We start from the raw sequence: 19699 nt of genomic DNA, 5'->3' as shown, positions 1-19699 counted from the left end.
GTCCGGGGGCCGTCGGCACCCGCCCGGCCTGCGGAAACAGGGTCATATATACCGCCGTTATGACCTGCTGACATTACCGGCGGTTTGTCGCCAATGAGACTGTCATGGTGTTCCTACGGCCTCTCGCCCGGGGTTCCCCGCCCGGAAGACTCCCCCGGCACCGGTAGGGATACCGCGAGGTGTGCGATCCGTCCTCCCGCCGGCCAATGCTCCCGTCCGGCGAAACGGAGGCCCTTCGCGCGCACCGTGCCCGGACGAGAGGCCGCACGGCGTTAGCCGGGAGAAAAGGCGGAAGCGAATGAGAACGCGTACCCGACCCGCCCGGGCACGCCTACGGATCGCGGCCGGTGTCGCGGGCGTAGCGGCGACCACCTTCGCGGTGTCGTCCGGGGTCGCCTCGGCAGGCGTCCTCCAGATCCAGCAGGAGGTCCAGCAGCAGAACCAGTGGTGCTGGGCCGCAAGCGGGCTCACCATCGCCAAGTTCCACAACAAGGGCAACGTCAGCCAGAACGAGTTCTGCAACCTCGCGAGGAACCGCCCCGCGGGCGGCCAGTGCCCGAACCAGCCCGGCCAGTTGCAGTGGGACCAGACCGCGTTCCAGAAGCTCGGGCTCTCCCCGGGCCAGGTGACCGGACCGCTGTCCTACCAGGCCGTGGTCACCGAGATCGACGGCAACCGCCCGATCGAGACCGGCATCTACTGGACCGCCGGCGGCGGCCACGCCCAGGTGATCTACGGCTACACCGGCCAGACGCTCTCCTACGGCGACCCGTGGCCGGCCAGCCCCAGGTACGGCGAGATGAGCCACAGCAGCTACGTCAGCAACGGGCAGTTCCGCTGGGGCGAGGCCCTCTCGAAGGTGGGTGCGTGACATGCGGAACGCCAAGTTCGACAACGTGGCAAAGTTCACCGCGGCGACCCTGATCGGCGGCACCGTCCTGATGGGCGGCAACGCCGCGTTCGCGGCCGGACCGTCCTCGGACGAGGCGGCCGCGGCGAAGGTCGCCTCGTCGGCCACCGCCCAGCAGCGGATCGGGCAGTTCTTCGTCCACCTCGACCAGCACAACCGCGGCCAGGTCACCAACCAGGCCGTCCCGCAGGCGGCGATCGCCGCGAAGGCGCCGAAGCTTGAGGGCGCCGTCCACCCCGTGTACTCGCTCAACCCCGAGTTCGTGAAGGGGACGCCGAACGCTCCCGTCGCGCAGTTCGCCTACATGGCGGTCGGCGCGAAGTCGGCGACCGGGCAGCACGCGACGGTGTGGCTCACCAAGACCGGCGCCGAGTGGACGATCATGAACGTGATCTCCGGGACCGAGGAGGCCGTCTACCCGGCCAAGGCGGCCGGCGGCCAGGTGTTCACCGAGCCGCAGATCCACGCCTGGTACCGGCTCAAGGACGGCCGCGTCACGGCTCTGAACGACACGGCCAAGACGTCCGTCAAGCAGGGCGTGACGGTCGGGTCGTACCAGAAGCTCGTGCACGGTCGCTACGCGGACAAGCTCCCTGGCTCCGCGTACCAGCGCTCCGGGAAGCTCGGCGGCTTCTCGCCCACCACCGGCGTCAGCGATCGGGCGCCGGACAGGGGCCCGGCGCCCGTCCTGCTCGCGCTCGGCGCGGGCGGGCTGGTGACCGCGGCTGGCGTCGTCATGGCGCGACGACGCCGTACCCCGGGCAGCTACTAGCCGCCTCCGAGCGGGTTCCGGGAACCGCCCCCCTTCCCGGAACCCGCCTCCCGGGCGGAGTCCGCCCCCGGGGACGCGGGCACGGGTAACGCCGGATGCGCCTCCGGATGCTCGTCCCACCATTCGCCGTAGATCCGCTGAGCCCGGACGAGGTCCATGTACACGTCGTTGAAGATGCCGCGCAGCCGGGCCGCGGCCTGCTCGGCCTCGGGGCGCCAGACCAGCACGATCCGCTGCGAGATCGGGTCGCCCTCGATCCGGCGCAGCGCGATCCCCTCGCGGGGGCTCGCGGTCGGCTGGTACAGCCCGACGGCGCGTCCGGACCGGATGATGGAGGCGGAGATCCCCCAGTCGCTCGCCCAGTACCGCACCCGGGGCTGGAACCCGGCGCCGGCGCACACCCCGCGGATGTACGCGGGCCACGGGCCGTCGTCGAGCGGGTCGTCGACCCAGTCCAGCTCGGCGAGCTCCGCCAGCTCGACGGTGTCGCGGGCGGCGAGCGGGCTGTCGGACGACATCCCGGCGAGGATCGGTTCCCGCTCCACCAGGACGAGCCGTTCGAGTGCGCCCAGCGGCCGCGGGACGTGCTCGAACGGCTCTTGGAACAACCCGATGTCGAGCGCGCCGGAGGTGAGCAGCGCGGGGATGCGCCCGCCGCCCTGGTCGACCCGCAGGTGCAGCCGGGACGCCGGGGACAGCCCGCCGAGGTGCTCGCCCAGCCCGGTCAGCACCGGGCACACCTGCACGCCGACCCGCAGCAGCGGCATCGCCGACGGGTCGCTGATCCGGTGCGCGAGGGCGGCGTTGAGGTCGTCGATGCTCGCGAGCGCGGCCCGCGCGCGGGTGGCGACCTCCGCCCCGACCGGCGTCGGCGTGACGCCCTCCGGGGACCGGACGAACAACTGAACGCCGAGGTGGCTCTCCACCCGGCGGAGCATGGTGCTCACCGCGGGCTGGGTCAGGCCGAGCCGGGCCGCGGCCTTGCTGATGCTGCCGGTCGCGGCGATAGCCTCGATCATCCGGAGATGGTGGGGGCCGAGGTCCACGAGCGCGCTCCTGACCGTCTTTCGCCCCGTTTGCTGATTTCAGTCGAATATTAACCCCAGATTGGTCCGCGCAGCCTGGAAATGCGTGCCAGACAACGCCTGCCAAACCCGGTCCGACGTCACCGCGCGGTCTGCGCGCGTCCCTGTTGCCGCAGCTCACGGGGGCTGACCCCGAACCGCCTGCGGAACGCGTGGCTGAGCGCGCTGGCCGAGGAGAACCCCGTCGCGTGCGCCAGGTCGGTGATCGTGACGTGCCGGTCGAGCGGGCTGCGCAGCCTGTCCCGGACGAGCCGGAGCCGCTCCTCGCGGATCAGCTCGCGCGGCGTCGTCCCGGCCCGCTGCAGCGCGAGCTGGACCTGCCGCAGCGACCAGCCGAGGGCCTGCGCCACCCGCGCCCCGGTCAGCGCCGGGTCGGTGACGTGCTCGCGGACGTAGCGCCGCACCACCGCCTCCACCTCGGCGAGGTGGCCGGGCGCGGGCGGCCGGTCGCCGCCCGCCCGCTGGCCCGCGACGACGATGCACAGCAGCTCGGTGATCCGGTCGCAGGCGGCCTCGAACTGCCGCTCGGTGAGCGAGTCGCGCTCCTCCCCGACCGCCCGGACCATGTCGGCGACGACCCGGCCGAGCCCGGCGGACAGGTCGAGCCCGGCCGACGGGCCGGCGGCGAACGGCGACTCCGGCGGGAGCCTGCCGTCCACCTCGCGCGCGGGGATCGTCAGCGCGAGGACGCGGGCGGACGGGTGCCGTCCGGCGCGCAGCGACGCGGCGGGCGGCACGAGGCCGCCCGTGCCCGGGCGCAGCGGGGCCTCGCCGCCGTCGCCCAGCACGACCACCAGCTCGCCGTGCAGCGGCAGCAGGAACCGGTAGACGTCCTCGTCGTGGTCGGGATCGTCGTGGTCGGGATCGTCGCGGTCGGGATCGTCGCGGTCGGGATCGCGTTCGCGGACTTCGCCGGTGTACACGGCGTCGGCCTGGGCGGCACTCGGATAGACGTTGCCCACGTGGATCCTGCCCGCCCGGTCCGAGCGGTACAGGGCGAGCCGGTAGGCGGCGCGGTCGGCACGGGCGGGCCCGCCGAGGATGTCGTCCACCGCAGGCCCTTCGCCGATGCGTCCCGTTCCGTGGTGCACGCCCGAATTGTCCGCCGTCGCACCCATGGCCGACCCCGGCCGCGCGGACGGTGATCAGCGCAGGTGAGCGTATCCGATTCAGGCCGTCCGAACAGGCGTTTCCAGCGGAAAGTGAGGCGATTCAGACGGTGCGTGATCACCCGATGCGCGGTGCCGCAAAATCCTTGCGCCCGGGGGCAAGCGCCCGGCGGCGCACCCGTCCTACGGTGCCGAAACCGCGGCGTTCGCATGCGCCCGGAACCCACCCCCCGGCCGAGAGGCGGTCCGTGACGGCCCGCCTCGCCCCATTCGTGTGCACCCGAGGATCTGATGGAGCCCTTCCTCTTCGCGACGGCGTTCGTCCTCGTGGCCGGCGCCGGGATCGCGACCGCGGTCCTGCTCGTCCAGCAGCGCCGCGCCGCCGACCTGCTGCGCGCGCAGAACGCCGGCCTCGCCCGCGGCGTCGAGCTGCGCGACCGGGAGCTGCGGCACCTCGCGGACGTCCGGCTGCCGGAGCTCGTGCGGTCGCTCGGCGACCCGGGCGCGCGCTTCGTCGGCCCGCTGCACGACGTGGACCGCGAGGCGCCCGCCTTCGCGCACTCCCTGCGCACCGTGATGGACCTGTTCGCCGGGTCGGCGGAGCAGGTCAAGGAGCACGCCGACCAGTCCGCGAAGTCGACGCTGCGGGCGATGATGCGCGCCGTGCAGAGCCTGGCGAACGAGCAGCAGCTCGCGATCTCCACCATGCAGGACCGGCACGACGACCCGGACGTGCTGGCGGGCCTGCTCAGCATCGACCACATGAACGCGCAGCTCGGACGGCGCGCGCAGGCCACCGCCGTGCTGTGCGGGTCGTGGCCGGGGCAGCAGCGCTCGGCGTCCTCGCTGACCGACGTGGTGCGCGGCGGCACCTCCCGCATCCGCGACTACCTGCGCGTCAACCTGGAGGGCGCACTCAACTCGGCGGTGACCAGCCGGGCCGTCGAGCCCGTCGTGCTGGCGCTCGCCGAGCTGCTCGACAACGCCGCGCGCCACTCCCGTCCGGACACGACCGTCGAGGTCAACTTCCGCTCCACGCACAACGGCGTCGCCATCATGATCGACGACGCGGGCGTCGCGATGGACGCCGACGAGCTGCAGCGCGCGTCCGAGCTGCTGTCCGGCGAGGCGTCGGTGGACATCCACCGGCTCGGCGACCCGCCGCAGATCGGGTTCGCCGTGGCCGGGGTGCTCGCCGCCCGCTACGGCTTCCGGGTGTCGGTCGACTCCCGCTCCCCCTACGGCGGCGTGCGCGCCGTCGTGTTCGTGCCGTCGGCGCTGCTCACGAACGTCCCGGACGACCGGGAGCCGGCGCCCGCCGCCGCGCCGCGCCCGGCGCCGAAGACGGTCGCCGCCGCCGCGAGCGACAAGGCGGCCGCCACGGCGTCCACGGCGGGCGGCCTGCCGAAGCGGAGCCGCGTCGCGGTCGCCGACCGTCCCCCCGCCGCCGAGCCCCCCGCCGACGGGGCGGACGCGGCGGAGCCGCCCGCCCGGCCCGCGCGGGAGACGGCGAAGGGCCTCGGCGCCTGGCAGCGGGGGACGCGGTCCGGCCGCGGCGGCACGCCGCCCGGCGCGGGCGCCCCCGGCGACGAGGGGCCCGGCACGGCGGGCGGAGAGCAGCGGCGATGAACGAGGGGAACGGCGCGATGGACGACGGTACGAACCGGCTCGGCTGGATGCTGGACGACGCGCTCCGCATGCCGGAGACCCGCTACGCGATCCTGCTCTCCGCGGACGGCCTGCTCATGGCGCACTCCGAGCGGATCAGCAGGGACGAGGCGGAGCGGCAGGCCGCGGGCATGGCGGGCCTGCAGTCGCTCGCCCGCAGCACCGCCGAGTTCTGCGGCGACCCCGGCACGACGTGGCGGCAGACCGTCAACGAGTTCGACGACGGCTACGTGTTCCTCGTCGCCGCCGGGCCGGGCGCGTACCTCGCCGTGTCCGCGACGCAGCACGTGGACATGGAGTCCGTGTCGTTCCGGCTGCAGGAGCTCGTCCAGCGGCTCGGCAAGGAGATGACGAGCCCGCCGCGGCCGGGGGCGGGCCGACCCGGATGACGCCGCGCCGGAACGAGCGGGCGCTCGTCCGTCCGCACGTCGTCACCGGGGGGCGGGCGCATCCGTCCCGCAACGTGTTCGACCTCGTCACCCTCGTCATCGCCGCCGGCGATCCGCCGGGGCGGGCCGAGCCGGGCGCGAGACCCGGGACCGGCCCGCCGCTCACCGGCCTCAGCCCGGAGAAGGTCCGCATCGTGCAGCTGTGCCGCGGCGGCGCGCTGTCGGTCGTGGAGATCTCCGGTCATCTGAGCCTGCCCGTCGGGCTCACCAAGGTGCTGCTGTCCGACCTGGTGGACAGCGGCCATGTCAGCACCCGCGCCGGCGCCCCCGCCGCCGCGGTCCAGCCGTCCCAGGTCTCGCTCCTCCAGGAGGTGCTCGATGGACTCCGGGCTCGTCTCTGAGACGCCCTACCTGCGCGACACCGTACGGACGTCCGTCAAGATCCTCATCGTCGGGCACTTCGCGGTGGGCAAGACCACGTTCGTCGGGACGCTGTCGGAGATCCGCCCGCTGCGCACCGAGGAGCGGATGACGCAGGCCGGCGCGACGGTCGACGACCTGGCGGGGATCAAGGACAAGACGACCACCACGGTCGCGCTCGACTTCGGGCGCCTCACCCTCAGCGACGAGATCGTCCTCTACCTGTTCGGCGCGCCGGGCCAGAAGCGCTTCAACCGCCTCTGGGACGACCTCGCGCGCGGCGCCCTCGGCGCGCTCGTGCTCGTCGACACCGCACGCCTGGAGCAGTCGTTCGCCGTCATGGACATCGTCGAGAAGCAGGGCCTCCCGTACGCGGTGGCCGTGAACCACTTCGACGGCTCGCCCGGCTTCCCGGACGATGAGGTCCGCGAGGCCCTCGACCTCGCGCCCGGCACGCCGCTCGTCAACTGCGACGCCCGCGACCGCAGGTCGTCCACCGAGGCCCTGATCTCGCTCGTCGACCACCTCGTGACCACCACCCGGGAGAAGAAGCAGTGACCGCGGAAAGCCCCGAGCACACCGCCGCCGACGACGCTGGGCGCATCCCGATGTACGGGCCGGAGTTCACGCGGGACCCCGGCCACGTCTACGACCTGGCGCGGGCGCACGGCGAGCTCGCGCCCGTCGAGCTGGCGCCGGGCGTCCCCGCGACGCTGGTCGTCGGGTACGACGCGGCGCTGGAGATCATGCGCGACCCGGGCCGGTTCCCGCGCGGCAGCGCCGAGTGGGAGGAGGAGGTCGGGCCGGAGTGCCCGGTGCTGCCGATCCTGATGGCCCGGCCGAACGCGCTCGCCACCAACGGGCCCGTGCACGCGCGGTTCCGGTCGGCGATCGTCGACAGCCTGAGCCGCGTCCACCCGGCCGAGCTGCGCCGGTACGTCGAGACGAGCGCGGACGCCCTCATCGACGCGTTCGCGGGCGACGGCAAGGCCGACCTGATCGACCAGTACACGCGGCCGCTGCCGCTGCTCGTCCTGTCCGACATGCTCGGCTGCCCGCGCGAACTCGCGGACCGGTACGAGCGGGGCATGGCCGGGATCATCGAGGGCGCGGACCCGGAGGCGTCCCTCGCGACGCTCTCGGAGGCGATCCAGGAGCTGGTGGCGCTGCGGAAGGCGAACCCGGGGCGGGACGTGACGTCCTGGATGCTCCGGCACCCGGCCGCGCTCGACGATGACGAGACCGCGAACCAGATCGGGATGCTCTTCGCGTCCGGCTCCGAGCCGCTGAACTCGCTCCTCGCGAACGGGCTGCGGCTGCTGCTGTCGGACGACCGGTTCTTCGGCGGGCTGTCCGGCGGCACGCTGCCCGTCCAGGACGCGCTGGACGAGGTCCTCTGGACCGACCCGCCGATCTCCAACTGCGGCCCGACCTTCCCCCGCCGGGAGACCGAGTTCCGCGGCCACCGGCTGCCCGCTCACGAGCCGGTCATCATCGGCTACACCGCGGCGAACACCGACCCGTCGCGGGCGTCCGGCGACCGGACGGGCAACCGGGCGCACCTCGCCTTCGGCGGCGGCCCGCACTCCTGCCCGGCCAAGGGCCACTCGCGGCTCATCGCGGCGGTCGCCATCGAGCGGCTCCTCGACCGGGTGCCGGAGATGGAGCTCGCCGTCCCGGTCGAGGAGCTGGAGTGGCGGCCGGGCCCGTTCCACCGGGCCCTGACCGCGCTGCCCGTCAGGTTCCCGCCCGCGGGCTAGCGTCCCCGGCGGAGTCCCCGGCCGCGGCGCGCAGGGCCCCGACGACGGCGGCGAGCTGCGTGACCAGCCCGGCGGCGCTGGTCTGGTCGACGCCGTTGACGGTGATCGTGCGCAGCTCGTCCGGCTTCGGCAGCCGCGCCATGATGTGCGGCAGCTCGGTGATCAGCCGGGCCTGCAGCGCGGCGGGCGTCCGCTCGTTCTCCAGCGCGGCGCGGGCGCCCTCCCGCTCCAGGTCGAGCAGCTCCTGCTCGTGCCGGGACCGGGCGCGCAGCTCGGCGACGGCGGCCTCGCCCTCGGCGCTGAGCCGGGCCAGCTCGTGGTCGCGCTCGATGCGCAGCCGTCCCGTCTCGGCCTCCTCGGCGTGCCGCTCCCGCTCCATCAGCAGCGCGTGCCGCGTCGTCTCGGTCTGCAGCTCGGCGACCTCGCGGGTGTCGTCGTGCTCGCGCTTCGTCCGGCGCAGCTTCTCCGCCGCCTCCGTGTCGAACAGCCGCGACTCGTTGCGGGCGCGCAGCTCGGCGAGCTCCCGCTCGTGTTCGAGCCGCTGCGTCTCCTTGATCCGCGCGGCGGCCATCTCGCGCTGCGCGACCGCCTCCGCCGCCTCCAGCTCCGCGAGCCGCGCGATCTGCCCCTGCTCGGCCCGGTACGGCTTCTGCAGGTTCTCCCAGAGCCGGGACGAGCTGACCACCGCCTCCTTGATCTGCACGGTGACGATCCGGAGCCCGAGCCCCTCGTCGCCCTCCTGCCCCTCGGCGACGCCGCGCAGCCGGGCGGTCAGCTCCTCGATGATCGGCTGCTTGTCGCTGAGGACGTCCCGGACGCCCATCGTCGCGACCTTGTCCTTGATCGCGGCCTCCGCCTGCTCGCGCAACTGGAGGTTGACCAGGCGCATCGGGTCGTCGGCGTCGCCGAAGTCGAGCTTGCGGTAGGCGGTCCCGAAGTCCTGGACGATCCACTGGACGTAGCCCTGGACGAGCACGCCCTGCAGCTCCCGGCAGATGCAGTAGGCGTTGATCAGGATCGTCTGCGTCGCGCCCGGCACCACGAGGAACGAGTCCGTGGACGGGTTGAACCGGAACGACACGCCGAGCCCGATGTGCAGCGGCTCGTCCCGGCCGCGCCGCGTGTGGACGACGAACGCGTTCGGCGGGACGAGCACGTTCCTCCACCGCCAGAACCCGCTGATTCGGACGTCCACCGGGCCGGGCGCGGAACGTTCCCCTGCCGGGGCGCCGCCGCCGAGGGCGCGGTCGCGCTTGGCGAGCGGACCGGGCGGCGGCGGGACGGCGCCCGGCGCCAACGGCGGCGGGGCCGAGGACGAGCGCCTCGCCCTGAGGTCGCCCTCCAGCTCCGCCTGCTGCGCGACGACCTTCTCCAGATACGTGTTGCTGCCTTGATCAGGGGCGTTCATCCCGCTCCTCACCGCTTGATCGGTTGGCGGTACCTTAATGCGGCCTGAACCTTTCGGTCGGCCTTATGCGTATGTCCGGCCGTGACGACGCACGAGCGCCCCGCGCCCACGGCCGCGGCTCCGGCTCCGGCTCCGGCTCCGGTGACCGATCGGACCATGCTCGCCATCGGCGCCGCGGCGCTCGCGCTGGTCGTCCTCGCGGTGGTGGTGCGGGTCGGCGGGGCGTTCAGCGCGTCGGCGACGCCGGGGCTGTCGCAGTCCGGGGCGCTGACCAAGGCCGGGCTGTCGGTGGCCGAGCTCGGCGGGAACGCGGCGGCGGTGCTGACGGTCGGGTGGCTGCTGGTCGCGGCGGTGTTCGTCCGGGAGCCGTCGCCGGTCGTCCGGCGGTGCCTGCGGGGCGCGTCGGCGACCGCGCTGCTCTGGGCGCTGTGCACGCTGGCGCTGATCGTGTTCACCGTCCTCGACCTGTTCGGGACGGGCCCGGCCGACCTCACCGGCGGCATGATGCGGACGTTCCTCGTCGAGCTGCCGCAGGGCCGGGCGCTGCTGCTCGTCCTCGCGATCGCCGTCGCGCTGGCCGTCGCGGCGAGCCTGCCCGGCGCACCGCGCGCCGCCGGATACCTGCTGGTCGGCGCGCTCGCCGGGCTCCTCCCGCCGCTGCTCACCGGCCACGCGGCGAACGCCTCGAACCACACGCTCGCCGTCTACAGCCTGATCGCCCACGTCGGCGGCGTCGCGCTGTGGATCGGCGGGCTCGTCGCGCTCGTCACCGTCGCGCCGGACGTCCGGCTCGCGGAGGTCGCGGGCCGGTACAGCTCGCTCGCGCTCGGGTCGTTCCTCGTCGTCGGGGCGAGCGGCGCGGTGAACGCCTGGGTGCGACTCGGCGGGCTCCACCTCGGGTCGCGGTACGGGACGCTCGTCGTCGCCAAGGCCGTGGCGCTCGCCGTGCTCGGCGCGTTCGGCTGGTGGCACCGGCGCGCCTCCCTCCCCGCGCTGCGGGACGGCCGGGGCCCGCGCGGATTCGTCCGGCTCGCCGCCGCCGAGATCCTCGTCATGGCGGCGACGATGGCGCTCGCGACCGGGCTGTCCAGGACGCCGCCGCCGGAGAACGCGCCCGGCACGCTCGACGTCGTCGCGCTGCGGCTCGGCTTCCCGCTGCCCGGCCCGCCCGGCGTCCGCCCGTACCTGCTCGACTGGTGGCCCGACCCGCTCTTCGCCGTGCTGATCGCGGCCGGGGCCGTGCTCTACGGGACGGGCCTCGCGCGCGTCCGCGACTGGCCGTGGCGGCGCACCGCGTCCTGGACGGCGGGCCTGCTGGTCGTCCTGTTCGCGACCTGCGGCGGGCTGTCCCGGTACAGCATGGTGCTGTTCAGCGCGCACGCCGTCCAGCACGTGCTCGTCGGGGTGGTCGCCCCGCCGCTGCTCCTGTACGGCGCGCCGCAGCGGCTGGCGTCGCGGGCCCTGCGCGGCGACAACGCGCGGCTCCTCGCCGAGGCGGCGGGCAGCCGGGCGGTGCGGGCGCTCGCCCACCCGATCACCGCGTCCGCGCTGCTCCCGCTGACCCTCTACGGGTGGTACGTGTCGCCGTTCTTCGGCGCGTCGCTCGCCAACCACGCGCTGCACTCGCTCGCGCTGGCGCTGTTCCTCGTCGTCGGGCTCGCGTACTTCCACGGGACGGCCGGGACGCTGATGCCGTTCGCCGTCCTGCCGCTGCACGCGGTCGCCGGGATCGCGCTCCTGCGGGACGGCGCCGTGCTCGGCGGCTGGTACGAGGACCTCGGCCGCCGCTGGGGCCCGCCGCCCCTGCACGACCAGCGCCTCGGCGCGCTCCTCCTCTGGACGCTGTCCGCCGCCGTCACCCTCGCCGTCGCGGAGGCGCAGCGCCGCCACTGGCGGCGCGCCTACTGGCGGGGCCGCCGGTCGACGACCCGGCTGAGCGCCTCCACCACGGTCGGGTCGTACTCGGCGGCGGAGTCGAGCCTCAGCCGCTCCAGCACGGCCGCCCCCCGGTCGCGGTCGGACGAGTCGCCGACCAGGTCGTCGTAGGCGTTCGCGACCTTGATGATGCGCCCGGCGAGCGGCGGCGGGATGGGCCGGGCCGCGTCCGCGGAGTCACCGGCGGGCTCCGGCCCCGTCCGGTACGGGTGGGACGAGAGCTGGACGATGTGGGCCACCCGGTCCAGCACGCCGGTCTGCTTGATGACCTCGGCGCCCAGCTCCGCGATCCGGCGCTGCTCGGCCGGGGACGCCAGCACCGTCGCCCCGCCCGGGATCGGGTCGCCGAGCGACAGCTGCCCGATGTCGTGCATGAGCGCCGCGTACTCCAGTTCGAGCAGCTCCTCCTCGGACATGCCGAGCTCGCGTCCCATCGCGACGGCGAGCTGCGACACCCGCCGCGAGTGCCCGGTCTCGACGTAGCCGCCGACCTCGGTGACCCGCGACAGCGCCCGCACCGTCTGGAGGTAGGTCGCGCGGATGCCCGCGTAGCGGCGGAACGCGAACTGCGTCACGAGGATCGGCACCGTGAAGACCAGCAGCGCGGCCTCGCCCATCGCGGTCGTCGCGACCGCGATCAGCATCGCGGTCGCGCTGGTCGCCGCGCACAGCGCGAGCTTGGCGTCGATCTCGTCCCGCAGCGCGATGCCGAACCTGGCCCGGACGGCCTCCGCCCGGATCATCGCCGCGATCAGCACGTCGGTGAAGCAGGACCCGACCACGACGAGGCCCATCACCGCGAGCACCGCCTGCCAGGGCAGGTCGAGCGACAGCACCGGGCGGAAGCACAGCGCGACGACCGCGACGTTGAACAGGCGGCGGGCCATCGCGTCCGGGCGCGGCATCCGGCCGACCGCGACGTGCGGCAGCGAGCCGACCAGCATGCCGACCGCGGTGACCGCGACGACCTGCAGCGCCGAGTGGTCGGCCGGGACGACGCCGAGCGGCGCGTCCGGCGGGGCGCCCTCCGGGCCGACGCCGACGAGCAGCGCGTAGCCCATCGCGCCCGCCGCCGCGATCGGCGCGACCTCCCGGTTGCCCGGCATCACCAGGCGGAACAGCTCGCCGAGCGCGATCAGCACACCGAAGATGATCGCGACGTTCGGCTGCCGCAGCCCGGCCGCCGCGACCTGCGCGATCGCCACGATCACGAACAGCCCGGCGGTCGCGATCAGCAGGAGCTGACCGGAGTCGATCGTCTGCCAGGCGGCCCGCTCCCCGGCGGCCCGCCGCTCCCCTGCCGTGTCAGCCGCCATGGCGCGCGATCACCGCCGTGCCCCGTCGCCGGGGCGCACCCCGTCGCCCGCCGGATCACCGGCCGGGTCTTTTGCCGGGTCATTGGCGGGGTCGCCCGCGACGCGCAGGGGCGCGCTCGGGTCGTCGTGGTCCTGCTGGGTGGTCTCGACGACGTCGTCGTCCGGCAGGACGACCGGGTCGGGCGGCGTCCACGGGTCGCGCTCCAGCGCCCGCAGGAACGCCTCGACCATCACCGGGTCGAAGTGGTCGCCCATGCAGCGGCGCAGCTCCGCCACCGCGTCGGACACGCTGCGGGCGGGCCGGTAGGACCGGGTGGACGTCATCGAGTCGAACGCGTCCGCGACGGCGATCACCCGGGCGAACTCGGGGATCTCGTCGCCCGCGAGGCCCATCGGGTAGCCGCGGCCGTCCATCTTCTCGTGGTGGTGCATGATCCCGGCGAGCGCCTCGTCCAGGAACCCGATCTCGCGGACGATCTCCAGCCCGCGCATCGGGTGCAACTGGATCGCGGCGAACTCCTCCTCCGTCATGGGCCCGTTCTTCTGCAGCACCTTGGTCGGGACGCCGAGCTTGCCGACGTCGTGGAGCATCCCGGCGTAGCGGATCGCCTCGACCCGGTCGGCGCGCATCCCGATCTCCGTCGCGATCATCACCGAGCCGCGGGAGACGCGCTCGGAGTGGCCGCGGGTGTAGTAGTCCTTGGTCTCGACGGCCTGGCACAGCGCGGCGAGCGTCGCGGCGTGCGCCTGCTGCTGCGCGTACGCCTGGTCCATCGCCCAGCGCGCGATGAACAGCGGCAGCAGGACGAGCACCGCCGCGAACGGCCCGACGCCCGGCCACAGCCCGGCGATCAGCAGGCCGACCATGCCGTAGCCGAGGCAGCCGAACGCGAGCTGCCCGGACTCGTGCAGCAGTTCGCGCGGCGCGGCCTGCCTGCTGAGCAGCAGGACGCCTGCCATCAGCGTCAGGTTGACCACGACGAACGTGACGAGCGCGCCGAGGAACGGGCCGATGACGCCCTCCACCCAGCGGGGCTGCTCGGCGTCGAAGCCGTCGCCGCCGAGCAGGTCGAAGACCGTCCCGGCGACGAAGCCGCTGAGCGCGAGCTGCGCGCCGTTGAAGAGCCGCTTGACCGGGGCGAAGAACCGCTGCCCGGTGACGACGGCGCAGAACCCGAGCAGGGCCGCGCCCGCCGGGCCGAGCAGCACCACCGAGGCGAGGCTCGCGGCGAAGCTCATCGAGACCCTCGCCCGCGCGAGGTTCAGCCGCGCCGGCGCGGAGTCGCAGACGAGGAAGAGCACCGCCAGCACCGCCAGCACGAACCAGTCGATCTCGGCGAAGGACGACGTCGCGATGAGTCCGGCCGCGAGCGCGACCACACCGCAGACGTACGCCCAGGCAGCGAGAGGTAGTCCACGCATTGCCGCCCCTCGGGATGACGAATGGCGGGCCGCCGCCGGGCTCCGCGTGCCTGTCGGCACCTAGACCCAGGACACGCCCTCGGGCATCATCAGCGACGCCGCCGAGGCGTGTGGGCGGTCTCCCGCCGGTGTCACGCGCTTGAGCATGGCTCTCCTGCCTCCCCCCGCGGTTCCGATCCGTCCGGTCACGGGCCGGCCATCGGGGAGCGGCCCGCCCGGGCGAGCACATACCCCGAATTCGCGGTGGCGCACGTGCTCCCGTCGCTGATTTCGGCCCAAGCCTAACGCGCGGTGCCGAGGTCACACAGGCATGCGGGAAAACGTGAGCAAAGCGTGAACCAATCGTCACCTTAGGTGATCAATTGTCCCTCCGGAATGCACTTAACGTGTCCGCGCAAACGAGCTGCACGACAGAATGCACGACTGAATGCACACCTGAATGCACGTGCACTCGAAATGGGGCGCGCGGGGCCTCGATAAATGGGAGGCAAAACACCGACGTCACACCATTCGGCGAGGGTCAGGGGGCGGCGCGGTCGCGCGCCCAGGCGACGGTGGCGGCGAGCCCCTCCGGCAGCGCCACCCGCGGCTCCCAGCCGAGCGCGTCGCCGGTCGCCGCCGGGTCGACGGCCATCGCGGGCAGGTCGCCGAGCCGGGGCGGCGCGAACTCCGGGTCGTCCGGGGCGCCCGCCGCGGCGGCGACGAGGGAGTGCAGCTCGCGGTCGGTGGTCTCGGCGCCGGTGCCCACGTTCAGCCGCAGGCCGCCGCCCCGCTCCCCCGCCGCGCGGGCGAACGCGTCGACCACGTCCAGGACGTACACGTAGTCGCGGGTCTGCGTGCCGTCGCCGTACACCCGGGTCGGACGGCCGGCCAGCAGCGCGTCCGTGAAGATCGAGATGACGCCCGCCTCGCCCTCCGGCGTCTGCCGCGGCCCGTACACGTTCGCCAGCGTCAGCGTCGTGAAGTCGACGCGGTGCAGGGCGCGGTACATCTCCGCGTACACCTCGCCGGAGACCTTCGACGCCGCGTACGGGGACGCGGGCCGCAGCTCCGCGTCCGGCGGGACGGGCAGCGCGTCCGGCACCCCGTACACCGCGCAGCTCGAGGTGAACACGACCTTGCGGGAGCCCGCCGCGCGGGCCGCCTCCAGGACGTTCGCCGTGCCGACCACGTTCGTCCGGGCGTCGCGCAGCGGGTCGGCCACGCTCACCCGGACGCTGACCTGCGCGGCCAGGTGGCAGATCACCTCGGGCCGCCGCACGGCGGCCTTCTCGACGAGCGAGGGGTCGGCGACGTCCATCTCCCACAGCTCCACCCCGGGCTGGACGTTCGCGCCCGACGAGAGGTCGTCCACGCCGATGACCTCGTGGCCGTCCGCGAGCAGCCGGTCAACGAGATGGGAACCGATGAACCCGGCCGCGCCGGTGACGAGTGCGAGCACCCGCTGAACGATACCGGCGCTTGAACGATACGGGCGCTCAGGCGCTTCCGGACTTTTCGGCGCCGCCGGTCGCCTTGATCTCGCCGCAGATCTCCTCGATGCGGCCGAGCACCTTGGCGCGCAGGTCGGTCGGCGCCTGCTCGCAGGCGCAGGACTTGTTCACGAGCTTCTTGACCGCCTCTTCGAGGCCGTACTCGCGCAGGCAGGGGCCGCACTCGTCCAGGTGCTGGCGCACCTCGCCGCAGCCGCCCTGGTCGAGCTCGCCGTCGAGATAGGTGTAGACCCGCGCCAGCACCTCGTCACAGGGGGTCTCGTGGTGATTGCCACAGCTCATGGCTTCACTCACCCTTTCGCACGGGTAAGCCCGCGATCCTCGGCGTAATCCTCCAACATGCCTCGCAGCTGCCGCCGGCCGCGGTGCAGCCGGGACATCACGGTGCCGATGGGCGTGCCCATGATCTCCGCGATCTCCTTGTAGGCGAACCCCTCGACGTCGGCGAGGTAGACGGCGATGCGGAACTCCTCCGGCAGCTCCTGCAGCGCCCGCTTGACGTCGGAGTCGGGCAGGTGCTCCAGCGCCTCCGCCTCGGCGGACTTCAGCCCGCTGGACGTGTGCGACTCGGCGCGGGCGATCTGCCAGTCCTCGATGTCGTCGGTGGCGGCCTGCTGCGGCTGGCGCTGCTTCTTGCGGTAGGAGTTGATGAACGTGTTGGTCAGGATTCGGTAGAGCCACGCCTTGAGGTTCGTGCCCTCCTTGAACTGGTGGAAGGACGCGAACGCCTTGGCGAAGGTCTCCTGGACGAGGTCCTCGGCGTCGGCCGGGTTGCGCGTCATCCTCAGCGCGGCCGAATAAAGCTGGTCCAAGAACGGGAGCACGTCGCGCTGGAACCGCTCCTGGCGCTGCTCCACGGTCTCCGTGGTGCCCTGTACCTGACCCACCCCCTCGGCTGTGGCGCCCCCGGCCTTCGTCGAGTTCTTCGGCGGGCCGCCGGCGTCGTATCCCACAGAGGGTATCGGTCCGCGGGGCCCTCCCACGCGGGCGGGTGCCCGCGCGGCGCCGCGCGGCGCGGTCCCGGCGAACCGCTCCTGGTCGGCCACGGCCGTGGTCATCGGTGCGCACCTCCGTCGAACAGGGGTTGTGAGACGGTGCAACACCGTGACGCCGCCGCGGATTCCCCGTCCGCGCGCCCGCCTGCGGGACGGAACCGGATGTTTCCACCCCGTCCTGCACGGAGGGTGATGCCCGCACCTTAACGGGGAAAGAACTGACATATATGGCGAGAACAGGAGCAAAGCGTTGCTACCGGTGCCGGCGCGACCTTCCGAGCCCACCATCGCCAGCCTGCGCGACGTCTCCGGGGACTCCCTGGCGCGCTACTGGACGTTCTACTGGGCCGTCGCGGCCGCCCAGCTGACGCGCTGGCTGCCGCGAAGACCGTCCCGGGTGCTGGACGTGTCCGGGGGTCGCTGCGCGGCCGCGGCCGCCGCGGCCGGGCACAGCGTCCTCGAAGTCCGCGACCCGGGCGCGGCCGGGGACCAGGCCCGTCCGGCGGGGCGGGCGCCGAAGGGGACCGTGGTCCCGGTCGTCGGGGAGAGCGGCACGCTCTCCTTCCTCGCCGACGGCGCCGTGGACGCGGTGATCGCCGAGAACCGGGTGCTGTCCCGGCACCTGGCGACCGAGGCCACGGTGGCGGAGATCGCGCGGGTGCTGCGGCCCGGCGGGCGCGTCCTGCTCTGCGTCGACTCGCTCACCCTCGGGATGGCGCTGCTCGCCGAGCGCAACTACTGGGCGCACCTGTCGGACGTGCCGAGCGCGGAGGTCGTCCTCGTCCCCTGGCCGGACGGGACGATCACCCGCTCGTTCTCCGCCCACCAGCTCCGCGAGCTGCTCGCGGACGCCGGGCTGGAGGTCGAGTGGGTCAGGCCCAGGACGGTGCTGTCGCCGTCGACGGTCGAGCACGTCCTCGCCGAGTCGCCGGGCGCCCTGGCGCGGCTCGTCCGGACCGAGCTGAACGCGCCCGACCCGGACGAGTCGCTCGGCATCCACCTGCTGGCGAGCGCCGTCCGCCCCCGCTGACGCGGCGTTCCGGCGTGAGTCGATGGGCCCGGGAATGGCACTGGAGCGATCCAGCGCATTGCGCGCCAGGTCAAGTCGAAGGCGGGCCTGAGCCGTACAGGCGATGGCGCGGACTCGCGCGGGAGGTGATTGCGGCAATGGCGGGGCGGGGGCCCGCCCGCCGCGGCGGCGACGGCGGTCAGAACAGGCCGTCGGAATGGCCGCCCGAGCCGTCCCCGGACTCCTCCGGCGCTATGAGTTCGGGCCCGTTGTTTTTCACGCTGTTGACCGCCTTGGACACCGGATAGGCGTCCATTGTCCCGGCCATCGCCGGGACGAGGAGGCCGCGCACCGTCTCGGTGTCGGTGAGCTCCGGGTCGAGCCAGGCGTCCCAGCGGTCGGGCTCGACGACCATCGGCATCCGGTCGTGGATGCGGCCGAGGTCGTCGGGCGCGTCGGTGGTGATCACCGTGCAGGTCCAGACCCATTCGTCCTCGGGCGACTTCCACAGCTCGTAGAGCCCGGCCATCGCCATGACGGCGCCGTCCTTCGGTCGGATGAAGAACGGCTGCTTCTGCGGCTTGCGCTTCTTGGCCTTCTTCTCGCCGCCGGCCGGGTCGGGCGTGTCGTCCTGGCCCTCCAGGACGTACCACTCGAAGTAGCCGTCGGCGGGCAGCAGGCAGCGCCGCCGCGCGAACGCGCGCCGGTACGACGGCTTCTCGTGCACCGTCTCGACCCGCGCGTTGATCATGCGGGAGCCGATCGACAGGTCCTTCGCCCAGGACGGGACGAGCCCCCAGCGCACCGTGCGGAGCTGCCGGACGGCGGCCTCCTCCTCGGGCGCGTCCTTCGGGCGCCGGTCGAGCACGACCGGGACCTGCTTGGTGGGCGCGACGTTGTAGTCGGGCCGGATGTCCCCGTCGGCGGCGTCGAGCTGCACCTGGAACTCGTCCAGCAGCTCCTGACGCGCGCGGGTGGTGGCGTATCGTCCGCACATGGCTCCCATCCTGCCGCGCTTGAGCGACGGTCCGCTGGGCATGTAGCGGGTCATGCGACCCTTCACCACTCTGGCCCGCCCCCTGGTGGCGGCCCCTTTCATCGTGACCGGCCTGGACGCCCTCCGGGATCCGCGTGAGCGCGCCGAGCGGGTCGGCCCCATGGTCAAGCCGGTCGCGGACCGCTTCGACCGGCTCCCCAAGGACCCCGAGACCCTCGTCCGCATCCAGGGCGCGGTGAGCCTCGGCACCGGCGCCCTCCTGCTGACCGGGCGGTTCCCCCGGCTGACGACGCTGCTGCTCGCCGCGCAGCTCGTCCCCGCGCTCGCCACCGAGCACCACTACTGGACCGAGGACGACCCCGCGCGCCGCGCGGACGAGCGGTCCCACCTGCTGAAGAACGCGGGGCTGCTCGGCGCGCTGCTGCTGGCGGCGTCCGAGCGGGGCCACGTGCCGCGCCGGGCCGAGCTGCGGCGGCAGCTGCGCGAGCAGCGGATCAAGAGCGGCGCCGAGGCGAAGCTGATGCGCAAGGAGGCCGCGCTCACGCTGCGGGACGCGCGCCGCGAGGCGTCCCGGCAGGTGCGCACGGCACGCGCCGAGGCCAGGAGCAAGGGCGCGAGGACCAGCGGCAGGGCGAGCGGCGTGCTCAAGGCCGGGAAGGCGGGCGGCCTCGCGGTGAGCGGCGCGGCGGGCGGCGCGCTGAAGGGCGCGGGCGGCGCGTTCCGGATCGTCCGGCCCGCGAAGCCGAGCCGGGCGACGCGCGCCGGGCGGACCGTCAAGGCCGGGACGGCGGCGCAGGCCGCGAAGGCGGTGAAGGCGGGCCGGACGGTGAAGGCGGGGACGGCCGTCCAGGCGGGGAAGATCAAGCAGGCCGTGAAGCACTGACCCGTCGCGCGGCGTGGTCCTCGGCGCCCGTGGAGCCCGTGAACCCGAAGAGAACCTTAAAGGAGTCTCAAATCGGTTGAACCGCCGGGTGGCGCGGTCCCGTACTTCCAGGTGACGTTCGCCGACCA

At 73.7% G+C, this 19699-nt stretch carries 18 protein-coding genes and 1 pseudogene; 10 read left to right on the top strand and 9 right to left on the bottom strand.

Features of this window, described 5'->3' with window-relative positions; genetic code table 11:
- Positions 1–298: 298 nt before the first annotated feature.
- Together FXF65_RS19815 and FXF65_RS19810 are read left to right on the top strand one after the other, a co-directional pair.
- Complete coding sequence (locus FXF65_RS19815) at positions 299–871, top strand: papain-like cysteine protease family protein (RefSeq protein WP_148351438.1); 573 nt, start codon at positions 299–301, stop codon at positions 869–871.
- A gap of 1 nt (position 872) precedes the next feature.
- Positions 873–1682 (top strand): hypothetical protein, encoded by an 810-nt coding sequence (locus FXF65_RS19810; RefSeq protein WP_148351437.1) that lies wholly within the window; start codon positions 873–875, stop codon positions 1680–1682.
- Here the strand turns inward: FXF65_RS19810 and FXF65_RS19805 are convergent.
- Both FXF65_RS19805 and FXF65_RS19800 read right to left on the bottom strand, forming a co-directional pair.
- Positions 1679–2701: a LysR family transcriptional regulator gene (locus FXF65_RS19805; protein ID WP_148351436.1), complete on the bottom strand. Its 1023-nt coding sequence runs from the start codon at positions 2699–2701 to the stop codon at positions 1679–1681. The two genes, FXF65_RS19810 and FXF65_RS19805, sit on opposite strands and share 4 nt — an antisense overlap.
- Before the next feature lie 146 nt (positions 2702–2847).
- Positions 2848–3858 (bottom strand): AraC family transcriptional regulator, encoded by a 1011-nt coding sequence (locus FXF65_RS19800; protein ID WP_246198947.1) that lies wholly within the window; start codon positions 3856–3858, stop codon positions 2848–2850.
- Positions 3859–4167: 309 nt separating this feature from the next.
- Here FXF65_RS19800 and FXF65_RS19795 point away from each other — a divergent pair, with 309 nt between their 5' ends.
- Genes FXF65_RS19795 through FXF65_RS19775 form a run of 5 tightly spaced genes read left to right on the top strand, consistent with a single transcriptional unit; the run spans position 4168 to position 8113 of the window.
- Complete coding sequence (locus FXF65_RS19795) at positions 4168–5505, top strand: ATP-binding protein (protein WP_187412401.1); 1338 nt, start codon at positions 4168–4170, stop codon at positions 5503–5505.
- On the top strand, positions 5502–5933 hold the full coding sequence (locus FXF65_RS19790; RefSeq protein WP_246198946.1) for a roadblock/LC7 domain-containing protein: 432 nt from the start codon (positions 5502–5504) through the stop codon (positions 5931–5933). Before FXF65_RS19795 ends, FXF65_RS19790 begins: the two co-directional genes overlap by 4 nt.
- Entirely contained in the window at positions 5930–6334 is a 405-nt protein-coding gene (locus FXF65_RS19785; RefSeq protein ID WP_148351434.1) for a DUF742 domain-containing protein, read from the top strand. The genes FXF65_RS19790 and FXF65_RS19785 overlap by 4 nt, the downstream gene beginning before the upstream one ends.
- On the top strand, positions 6312–6911 hold the full coding sequence (locus tag FXF65_RS19780) for a GTP-binding protein (protein ID WP_148351433.1): 600 nt from the start codon (positions 6312–6314) through the stop codon (positions 6909–6911). The genes FXF65_RS19785 and FXF65_RS19780 overlap by 23 nt, the downstream gene beginning before the upstream one ends.
- Entirely contained in the window at positions 6908–8113 is a 1206-nt protein-coding gene (locus tag FXF65_RS19775; RefSeq protein WP_148351432.1) for a cytochrome P450 family protein, read from the top strand. Before FXF65_RS19780 ends, FXF65_RS19775 begins: the two co-directional genes overlap by 4 nt.
- On the opposite strand, the gene FXF65_RS19770 is transcribed toward FXF65_RS19775, so the two are convergent.
- Complete coding sequence (locus FXF65_RS19770; protein ID WP_148351431.1) at positions 8091–9521, bottom strand: SPFH domain-containing protein; 1431 nt, start codon at positions 9519–9521, stop codon at positions 8091–8093. The two genes, FXF65_RS19775 and FXF65_RS19770, sit on opposite strands and share 23 nt — an antisense overlap.
- 156 nt (positions 9522–9677) lie before the next feature.
- On the opposite strand from FXF65_RS19770, the pseudogene FXF65_RS19765 reads away from it, so the two are divergent.
- Positions 9678–11408, top strand: a pseudogene (locus tag FXF65_RS19765) (bifunctional copper resistance protein CopD/cytochrome c oxidase assembly protein); the annotation flags it as partial.
- Between the two features lie 14 nt (positions 11409–11422).
- On the opposite strand, the gene FXF65_RS45345 reads toward FXF65_RS19765, so the two are convergent.
- The 5 genes from FXF65_RS45345 to FXF65_RS19740 form a co-directional block, all read right to left on the bottom strand.
- Entirely contained in the window at positions 11423–12772 is a 1350-nt protein-coding gene (locus tag FXF65_RS45345) for an HD-GYP domain-containing protein (protein WP_148351429.1), read from the bottom strand.
- Positions 12773–12781: 9 nt separating this feature from the next.
- Complete coding sequence (locus tag FXF65_RS19755; RefSeq protein WP_148351428.1) at positions 12782–14194, bottom strand: HD-GYP domain-containing protein; 1413 nt, start codon at positions 14192–14194, stop codon at positions 12782–12784.
- A 520-nt stretch (positions 14195–14714) separates the two neighbouring features.
- Positions 14715–15635 carry an NAD-dependent epimerase/dehydratase family protein gene (locus tag FXF65_RS19750; RefSeq protein ID WP_148351427.1) on the bottom strand — a complete coding sequence of 307 codons (921 nt, stop codon included), beginning with the start codon at positions 15633–15635 and terminating at the stop codon, positions 14715–14717.
- A gap of 37 nt (positions 15636–15672) precedes the next feature.
- Positions 15673–15969 carry a mycothiol system anti-sigma-R factor gene (gene rsrA / locus FXF65_RS19745; RefSeq protein ID WP_148351426.1) on the bottom strand — a complete coding sequence of 99 codons (297 nt, stop codon included), beginning with the start codon at positions 15967–15969 and terminating at the stop codon, positions 15673–15675.
- A gap of 8 nt (positions 15970–15977) precedes the next feature.
- Complete coding sequence (locus tag FXF65_RS19740) at positions 15978–16574, bottom strand: sigma-70 family RNA polymerase sigma factor (RefSeq protein ID WP_187412417.1); 597 nt, start codon at positions 16572–16574, stop codon at positions 15978–15980.
- Positions 16575–16941: 367 nt separating this feature from the next.
- Here FXF65_RS19740 and FXF65_RS19735 point away from each other — a divergent pair, with 367 nt between their 5' ends.
- Positions 16942–17712, top strand: coding sequence for a class I SAM-dependent methyltransferase (locus FXF65_RS19735; RefSeq protein WP_148351425.1), 771 nt, complete (start codon positions 16942–16944; stop codon positions 17710–17712).
- 178 nt (positions 17713–17890) lie between these two features.
- Here FXF65_RS19735 and FXF65_RS19730 read toward each other — a convergent pair whose 3' ends face one another.
- Complete coding sequence (locus tag FXF65_RS19730) at positions 17891–18688, bottom strand: SOS response-associated peptidase (protein ID WP_187412400.1); 798 nt, start codon at positions 18686–18688, stop codon at positions 17891–17893.
- A 52-nt stretch (positions 18689–18740) separates the two neighbouring features.
- Between FXF65_RS19730 and FXF65_RS19725 the strand changes: the two genes are divergently transcribed.
- Positions 18741–19571 (top strand): DoxX family membrane protein, encoded by an 831-nt coding sequence (locus FXF65_RS19725; protein WP_148351424.1) that lies wholly within the window; start codon positions 18741–18743, stop codon positions 19569–19571.
- Positions 19572–19699: the final 128 nt, after the last annotated feature.

It is taken from the genome of Actinomadura syzygii, assembly GCF_008085905.1.
GTDB classification, from domain to species: domain Bacteria; phylum Actinomycetota; class Actinomycetes; order Streptosporangiales; family Streptosporangiaceae; genus Spirillospora; species Spirillospora syzygii.
This window is presented reverse-complemented; position numbering and strand designations above follow the sequence as displayed.

Coding starts and splice junctions, on each gene's coding strand:
- FXF65_RS19815 (WP_148351438.1), top strand. CDS start 299: ATGAGAACGCGTACCCGACCCGCCCGGGCACGCCTACGGATCGCGGCC.
- FXF65_RS19810 (WP_148351437.1), top strand. CDS start 873: ATGCGGAACGCCAAGTTCGACAACGTGGCAAAGTTCACCGCGGCGACC.
- FXF65_RS19805 (WP_148351436.1), bottom strand. CDS start 2,701: ATGATCGAGGCTATCGCCGCGACCGGCAGCATCAGCAAGGCCGCGGCC.
- FXF65_RS19795 (WP_187412401.1), top strand. CDS start 4,168: ATGGAGCCCTTCCTCTTCGCGACGGCGTTCGTCCTCGTGGCCGGCGCC.
- FXF65_RS19790 (WP_246198946.1), top strand. CDS start 5,502: ATGAACGAGGGGAACGGCGCGATGGACGACGGTACGAACCGGCTCGGC.
- FXF65_RS19785 (WP_148351434.1), top strand. CDS start 5,930: ATGACGCCGCGCCGGAACGAGCGGGCGCTCGTCCGTCCGCACGTCGTC.
- FXF65_RS19780 (WP_148351433.1), top strand. CDS start 6,312: ATGGACTCCGGGCTCGTCTCTGAGACGCCCTACCTGCGCGACACCGTA.
- FXF65_RS19770 (WP_148351431.1), bottom strand. CDS start 9,521: ATGAACGCCCCTGATCAAGGCAGCAACACGTATCTGGAGAAGGTCGTC.
- FXF65_RS45345 (WP_148351429.1), bottom strand. CDS start 12,772: ATGGCGGCTGACACGGCAGGGGAGCGGCGGGCCGCCGGGGAGCGGGCC.
- FXF65_RS19755 (WP_148351428.1), bottom strand. CDS start 14,194: ATGCGTGGACTACCTCTCGCTGCCTGGGCGTACGTCTGCGGTGTGGTC.
- rsrA (WP_148351426.1), bottom strand. CDS start 15,969: ATGAGCTGTGGCAATCACCACGAGACCCCCTGTGACGAGGTGCTGGCG.
- FXF65_RS19730 (WP_187412400.1), bottom strand. CDS start 18,688: ATGTGCGGACGATACGCCACCACCCGCGCGCGTCAGGAGCTGCTGGAC.
- FXF65_RS19725 (WP_148351424.1), top strand. CDS start 18,741: ATGCGACCCTTCACCACTCTGGCCCGCCCCCTGGTGGCGGCCCCTTTC.